A 6972-nucleotide genomic window follows, 5' to 3' on the forward strand; every position below is an offset into this window, starting at 1 on the left:
ACTCAAGTCCTCTTCAGCCAGTCGAACAGGCCCTTGCGGCCGGATTTGCGGCTGCCCGCCGCCTTGCCGCCCAGCGCCACCGCCAATTGGCTCAGCAGAGGCCCGACCTTGGACGACTTGGTCACCTCGCCCACCATCTGGCCGGTATTGGCGGCCTCGCCAAAGGCCTGGGCATCCGACGGAATGGTCAACATGGGTGCGATCTTGATGGTGTCCTCGAAATCCTTGGCGGTCAGCTGGGTCTTCTTGGAGGGGTCAATCCGGTTCAGCACCAGCCTGGGGGCGGGCGATCCGCCCCGCTTGGAGGCCAGACCGTCCATCACCGACTTGACGTCGCGCAACGAGGCGAAATCCGGCGTGGCGGTCACCACCACCTCGTCGGCGATGATCAGCAGATGCTCGGTCCACTCGGACCACAGATGGGGAATATCGAGCACCACAACCGAGGCCATGCGCGCCGCCAAATCGACCATGAGGTCCAGCGTATCGGCGGCGATTGCCGAATGAATACGGTAATCGCCGGGCGAGGCGAGGATTTGCAGGTGGTCGTCGTATTCCACCATGCAGCGTTCCATCAGCACTTCATCAAGGCGTTCGGGATGGGCCAGCGCGTCGACCACCGTCTGCTTGGCCTCCACGTTGAAGGCCAGCATGGAGGTGCCGAAGGCCAGATCGAGATCCACATAGACCACCGATTCCTGCAAGCTTCGCCCCAGCTCCCAAGCCGTATTCTGGGCCAGGGTGGACGACCCCACCCCGCCCCGCGCCCCCCAAAAGGCGATGACACGGCCCTTGGGCGCCGCCTGGGGATCGGCGAACAGCCCTTCCATGGCGGCGATGATCTGGCGAGCACTCACCGGACGCAGCAGATAGTCGCTGATGCCGCGCTCCATCAAGGTGCGATAGAGAGTGATATCGTTGACGGAGCCGATCACCACCACCTTGGTGCCCTGGACGCAGACCTCGGCCAGATGGTCGAGGCGCTCCAGCATGGTGGCGGGGTCGTCGTCCTCGACGATCACCACCTGAGGCGTGGCCGTCTGGGCATAATGCTCCACCGCCGCCGCCAGACCGCCGTTTCGCAGCTCCAGCTTGGACTTGCCCAATTGGCGGTCCAACTGGACCTGCCGCAGGATGGCGGCGGTCTCGGGGCTGGCGGCGAAGGCGTCGATGGTCAGGCGATGGATCAAGTCATGCCTCGGCTTCTATTTGCTGGCATTGCCCACCTTGGAGGTGGTGCCTGCGCTGATATCCTCGGAGGCGGAGCCGGTGGCCTCGCCCCTGCCGTATTTCCCAAGCACGTCGCCCGAACGATTGGCGTCGCGGCCGCTGGCCTCGCGGGCGCGCACCAGATCGGCCGGGTTTTGCACCATCAGGCCGCGATTGCGCTCCAGCGAACAGCCCCAATTGCTGTTGGGGGCATTGGTGTAATCGGGATGGATGCCGCGCTCGAAGGTTCCGCATTCCGGCACGATGGCGACCCAGATGGGAACCCGCACCTCGGCGACGCCCGCCCCGGCTTCACCGCCCACCACCACCTTGGTTTGGATGTCGGCGGCACCGGCATGGCGCAGCGTCTCGGCGAGACCGCGGCCGAACTCCTGCTCGGTCGCCTCCTCGCCCGGCTTGGCCGCCAGGGTGATCACGATCGGCCCGGCACCGCGCCGCAGCGATTCGGCGGCCAGACGGAACAGCCGGGCCTTATCGAACTCCGACAGCACGGTCCCCGCCTCGGGGCGGTCGAACACCGCCACCGCCGCCTTGACCTCGGCGGTCAGGGGATGGGCGATATGGGGGTCGTGCTCGGACATATCGGCGGCGCAAGCCGTCGCCAGCGCGGTCAAAAGGACAATGGAGGCCTTGCGGATCATGGCGTCGTCCTCCTATTGAACAATATAGCCGTATGGGCCTTGCAACTGCCCCGGCGTGGTCGGCGGCACGGCGCCGCGCTTGGTGTAGGTGTCCTGCAGGCGTCCCAGCAGCAGGATCTTAAGGTCGGAGGCGGGCGCGAAGCCGTCGGACGGCAGGGCCAGCACGTCGGGCCGCGTCACCGACTGCACCACATAGGCCGACAGGATCACCACCAGTTCCGTCTCGTTGCGCTGGAAGGCGGTGGAGCGGAACAGCGCACCCAGCACCGGAATATCCATCAGGCCCGGCAGTCCCGAGATATTGCCGGTCAGGTCGTTCTGCAACAGGCCCGCGATCATGATGGAGCCGCCCGAGGGCAGTTCCACCGTGGAGCCGGCACGCCGCACCTTGAAGGCGGGCACCGAGATGGAGGTGCTGACGGCCGTCTTGTTGGCGGTGTCGATGGCACTGACCTCGGTGGACATCTTCAGGCTGATGCGGCCGGGATCGAGCACGGTGGGGGTGAAGTTCAGTAGCACGCCATAGGGCTTGAACTCGACGCTGATGGCGCCGTTGGTGTCGGCCACCGGAATGGGCAGCTCGCCGCCCGCCAGCATGGTGGCGGTCTCGCCCGACACCGCCGTCAGATTGGGTTCCACCAAGGTGCGGATCAGCCCCTGATTTTCCAGCAGATTGAGGCTGGCGGTCAGCGGCCCCAGACCGGTGATGGTGCCCGCGCCGAAATAAGACGTGGTGATCTGGCCGATGGTCGCCGTGGTGGTGCCGCTGGTCAGTTGCGCCGAGCCCGGCAGGGCGACGGATTTGGAGGTGACGCCGACGCCCAGTTCCTTGATCACCGTGCGCTGCATCTCCACCACCTTGACATGGAGCAGCACCTGCTGGTCGTTCGAGACCCGCAGCAGGGTCACCAGATTGGCGTCGGCGGCGACGAAGCGGCGCGCCAGGGTCTTGGCCGAGGCCGCCGCCGCATCGGTCTTGACCATGCCCGACAGATAAAGGCTGTCGTTGACGGCGGCGACCTGGATGTCGCGCTCGTCGGGCAGAACCTGACGCAGAACCTCGCGCACCGATTGGGCGTCCAGCCCCACGTCCACTTCCAGACGGCGCATGGTGCGGCCAGCCCGGTCGATCAGGAAGATATTGGTCTGGCCCGCCGCCCTTCCGACCACATGGATCAGGGTAGGCGAGCGCACCACCACGTCGGCGATGTCGGAATTGCCGACGATGACGTCGCGGACCTCGGCGGGCAGGGCGAGATCGGTGGACTTGTTCACCGACAGCCGGATGGTTTCGGCCACGGCGGGCATGGGGCCGCGCAGATTGAGGGCGGTGGTCGTCGAGGTCTGGCTTGTCCCCTTGGCGGCCAGCGTCACCACTTTGGCGCGCGGCGCCGCCGACGGCATGGGAGGCTCCGGCGAGACCTCGGCCCAGGCGGGGACCGACATCATCGCCAGCAGGCCAAGCACGGATAAGGCACGGGCTATCATCGCTCAAACCCCTCGGAGGTGACTTGACCGGCGCGGTTGATCAGGACGCTGGGCGCGGCGGTGCCGCCGCCCGACGGCTTGGCGGGCTTTTGCCGGAAATCGCCCAGCACCTGAAGCGCCTTGCTGGTTTCGGTGTCGGAGGTGAAGCCGATCTGATCAGTCTCCTCGGCGGGCGCGGCGGGCGTGCTTCCCGGCAGGCCGCGCAGCACCAATTGAAGATTGCCGATCATCCCGGCGGTGGTCACCAGCTCCGCCTGCTTGGGCGTCACTTCCAAGGTGGCGGTCTTGCCCTGGATGGCGGCGCCGTCGCGGGTGCGCACGATCTGCTGGTCGATGGCGAGAACCTTGACGTCGCTCAGCACCGTCTCGGCGGCATAGCGCATGATCAGGGCGCCGCCGCTCTTGCGCTCGGTGGAATCCACCGTCTTGCTGACATCGGTGGCCAGCAGCACGTCCACCTTGTCGCCGGGGGTGACGAAGCCCGACACCGCCGTGGGATTGGTGATGGCGATGGAGACCGCCCGCATGCCGGGGCCGAGAATACCGGCCAGCACGCCCGCGCTCTCGGCGCGGAAGGTGGCCGCCATGGAAAAGGGCTCGCCCTCGGCCAGGGCGCGGCGCGCCACTTGGCCCACCACCTGGGCCTTGAGGTCTTCGCCCGGACGCCGCACCATCAGGCGCGGCGTGACCACCGCGTTGGGCCAGGGCTCGTAGCGAAGATCGGAGGCGGACATCACCGTGCCGGGCGCGATGTCGTGGGCCGTCACCAGAACCTCGGTCACCGCGGCCTCGGCCGCCGGACGCACCTGCGCTTGCCGGTCCAGCCACATCTTGGCCAGAAAACCGGTCAACAGGGCGGCAAACGCCGCAACCGCCAGAACGATGACCATGGGTCGCATTTCGCTGACCTCAGTTCCTGTTCAACAAAGAGACACTCCCCGCCAAGACAATCGGGCAAATCGCGCCAAGGCGCAACCCGATCAGCCCATCACGCGGGGAAGCATCTCCATAATCCACCAATCCAAGCCGCCCGCCGCGATAGCGACGCCGTAAGGCACATGTCCCGATTCGGCCAAGCGTTGCCCCCAAGCCCGCACCGGCCCCTCGGGGCCCAGGGGAACCCGGCGCGCCAGCAAGGCCACCACGGCGAGGCCGCCGCCCACCAGGGCCATGACCATCAGAAAGCGCGACAACCCGTCGAAACCGGTCCACAGCGCCACCGCAGGCAGCATCTTGGCGTCGCCGCCGCCCCATACGCCCAGGACGAACAGAACGGCGCCGACGGCGAACAAGGCGCCCCCCGCCCCCAGATGGCCCAGCCAAGCGCCGGAATCGAAACCGACCGCGAAGGCCGCCGCGAAGGAGGCGATCAGCAGCAACGGCACCCGGTTGTGGATGCGGAATTGCCGGATATCGGTGACGGCCGCGTCCGCCAGGGCGACGACGAAGGCCAAGCTGAAGATGAAGATCATGCCGTTCATGATAGCCCGCCTCCCCCGAGACGAAAACGCCTCCCTGCGGGGAGGCGTTTCGATTGTGCCGTCGAGACGCCGCTTACTGGAGGCCGGTGCTCACATTGCCGAAGGTGGTCAGCAGACGGGGGCCGATGGCCTGGAAGGCGGTCAGGGCGGCGATGGAGATCAGCGCGGCGATCAAGCCGTATTCGATGGCGGTGGCGCCGTTCTCGTTGCGGATGTACTTGCTGGTCAGGCTGCGAATGGACTTCAACATGATGGCTCTCCTTGCGACTTCTTTACGTGCTGGGCTTTGGTTTCCGCCCGCTCAACTCTATGACCAAACAATAGGCCATAGATAAATTGTATTCTGTGAATAACCACACACTGTCAGCGCTTTCTCGAAAATAAATACATTCAATTTTATCTATTCATAATCATCCGGAATGCAAAACGCCTCCCCGAAGGGAGGCGTTTGGATTTAGGCCGACCGAGCCGGTGTTACTGCAGGCCGGTGCTCACATTGCCGAAGGTGGTGAGCAGACGCGGGCCGATGGCCTGGAAGGCGGTCAGGGCGGCGATGGAGATCAGGGCGGCGATCAGGCCGTATTCGATGGCGGTGGCGCCGTTTTCGTTGCGGATGTACTTGCTGGTCAGGCTGCGGATCGACTTCAACATGGTTTTCACTCCTTGGATCGACAGTTCGCCTCGGCGATACGTGTCTGTGTTTGCATTGAGATACTTGGCTGTATTTTCCCGCCCGTGTCTCATGAAGCAAACATACCCAAGTATTCGTCATCGATCTGTGATTTTACCCACAGAAGACGATTTTTATATTTGTAAATTAGGTTGGATTTTATGGAATTGCCGATTATGCCGCGCTGATGGTCCTTGCCATCATCTGCAAACGGGGCAGGTCGCAGATCACCAGGCCCATGGTCTTGCGCCGCACGATGCCGTCGCGGGCAAGTTCGCCGATGGCCTGGGCCACCTGTTCACGGCTGACCCCGGCCCAGGCGGCGATTTCCTTGTGGTTGGGCAGGTCGGGAATCGACCAACTGTCGGACTTGGCCGGATCGGGCTCGGCGAGGCGGAGCAATTCGGCCCAGATGCGCTGCTGTTCCGACTGGGTGGACAGTTGCGTTACCCGCGCGTCCAGATTACGGACGATACGGGTCAGCCGCTCCAAGACCTTCAGGGCGATTTCCGGATGGTCCCGCATGAGGCCGAGGAAGGACGGCCCATCCAGCGAGGCCAGCAGCGAATCGCGGGTGGCGACCACGCGGGCAGAGCGCTTCATGCCGTCGATGGCGGCCAATTCACCGAAATAGTTTCCCGCCAGCACGTCGGCCAGCGCCACTTCGCGATCGTCGCCGGTATTGTTGAGAATGCGGAGCGCCCCCTCGATGACGAAGTAGACGTCCAGGGTGTCGCTTTCCTTGTCGAACACCTGCTCGCCCGAGGCGTAGCGGCGCCATGTGCATTGCGCCTCGATGGCGGCCAGCGCGTCCGGTGTCAGTTCGGCGAAGAGGGATACGCGGGAAAGCGCGCCGTCGATCACGGTCATTCAAGCCTCGGTAACAGCGCCCACCCCCATAGTATCGGCGAGCGGCCTCGGCTTTTCAATCCGGTCTTTGCCGGACAAACCAATGACCCATGAAAAACGGGGGTGGACTTGCGCCCACCCCCGCCAGTTTGCGGCTTCAGGGAGACTGAAGGGCCGCGGTGAGTTCGGGCAATACCTTGAAGAGATCGGCGACGAGGCCGTAATCGGCCACCTGGAAGATGGGGGCCTCCTCGTCCTTATTGATGGCGACGATGACCTTGGAGTCCTTCATGCCGGCCAGATGCTGGATGGCGCCCGAGATGCCGACCGCGATGTAAAGGTCGGGGGCGACGATCTTGCCGGTCTGGCCCACCTGGAAGTCGTTGGGAACGAACCCGGCGTCCACCGCCGCGCGGCTTGCGCCGACGGCGGCGTTCAGCTTGTCGGCGACGGCTTCCAGCAGGTGGAAGTTCTCGCCCGACTGCATGCCGCGACCGCCCGAGATGATGACGCGGGCGCTGGTCAGCTCGGGGCGTTCCGACTTGGACAATTGCTGGCCGACGAAGGCCGACAGGCCCGCATCGGCGCCAGCCGCCACGGCTTCGACCGGGGC

9 protein-coding genes are annotated in these 6972 nt (G+C 65.0%); all 9 read right to left on the minus strand.

Annotated elements, in window-relative coordinates; genetic code table 11:
• Window positions 1–2: 2 nt before the first annotated feature.
• Window positions 3–1190: an AAA family ATPase gene (locus tag CU669_RS16065; RefSeq protein ID WP_112146534.1), complete on the minus strand. Its 1188-nt coding sequence runs from the start codon at window positions 1188–1190 to the stop codon at window positions 3–5.
• Window positions 1191–1205: 15 nt separating this feature from the next.
• Window positions 1206–1871, minus strand: a complete 666-nt coding sequence (locus CU669_RS16070; protein WP_112146536.1) for a CpaD family pilus assembly lipoprotein — start codon at window positions 1869–1871, stop codon at window positions 1206–1208.
• A gap of 12 nt (window positions 1872–1883) precedes the next feature.
• Window positions 1884–3359, minus strand: coding sequence for a type II and III secretion system protein family protein (locus tag CU669_RS16075; RefSeq protein ID WP_112146538.1), 1476 nt, complete (start codon window positions 3357–3359; stop codon window positions 1884–1886).
• The gene (cpaB, locus tag CU669_RS16080; protein ID WP_161539683.1) at window positions 3356–4249 is read right to left on the minus strand and encodes a Flp pilus assembly protein CpaB; all 894 of its coding nucleotides are present in this window, start codon (window positions 4247–4249) and stop codon (window positions 3356–3358) included. The genes CU669_RS16075 and cpaB overlap by 4 nt, the downstream gene beginning before the upstream one ends.
• A 90-nt stretch (window positions 4250–4339) precedes the next feature.
• Window positions 4340–4840: an A24 family peptidase gene (locus CU669_RS16085; protein ID WP_112146542.1), complete on the minus strand. Its 501-nt coding sequence runs from the start codon at window positions 4838–4840 to the stop codon at window positions 4340–4342.
• 73 nt (window positions 4841–4913) lie between these two features.
• Window positions 4914–5090: a Flp family type IVb pilin gene (locus CU669_RS16090; RefSeq protein ID WP_192884628.1), complete on the minus strand. Its 177-nt coding sequence runs from the start codon at window positions 5088–5090 to the stop codon at window positions 4914–4916.
• Between the two features lie 224 nt (window positions 5091–5314).
• Entirely contained in the window at window positions 5315–5491 is a 177-nt protein-coding gene (locus CU669_RS16095; protein ID WP_192884628.1) for a Flp family type IVb pilin, read from the minus strand.
• A 193-nt stretch (window positions 5492–5684) separates the two neighbouring features.
• Entirely contained in the window at window positions 5685–6380 is a 696-nt protein-coding gene (locus CU669_RS16100) for a Crp/Fnr family transcriptional regulator (protein WP_112146546.1), read from the minus strand.
• A gap of 136 nt (window positions 6381–6516) precedes the next feature.
• A partial coding sequence (locus CU669_RS16105; RefSeq protein ID WP_205119472.1) for an electron transfer flavoprotein subunit alpha/FixB family protein occupies window positions 6517–6972 on the minus strand: 456 nt, incomplete at its 5' end.

It is taken from the genome of Paramagnetospirillum kuznetsovii, assembly GCF_003284725.1.
Lineage (GTDB): Bacteria > Pseudomonadota > Alphaproteobacteria > Rhodospirillales > Magnetospirillaceae > Phaeospirillum > Phaeospirillum kuznetsovii.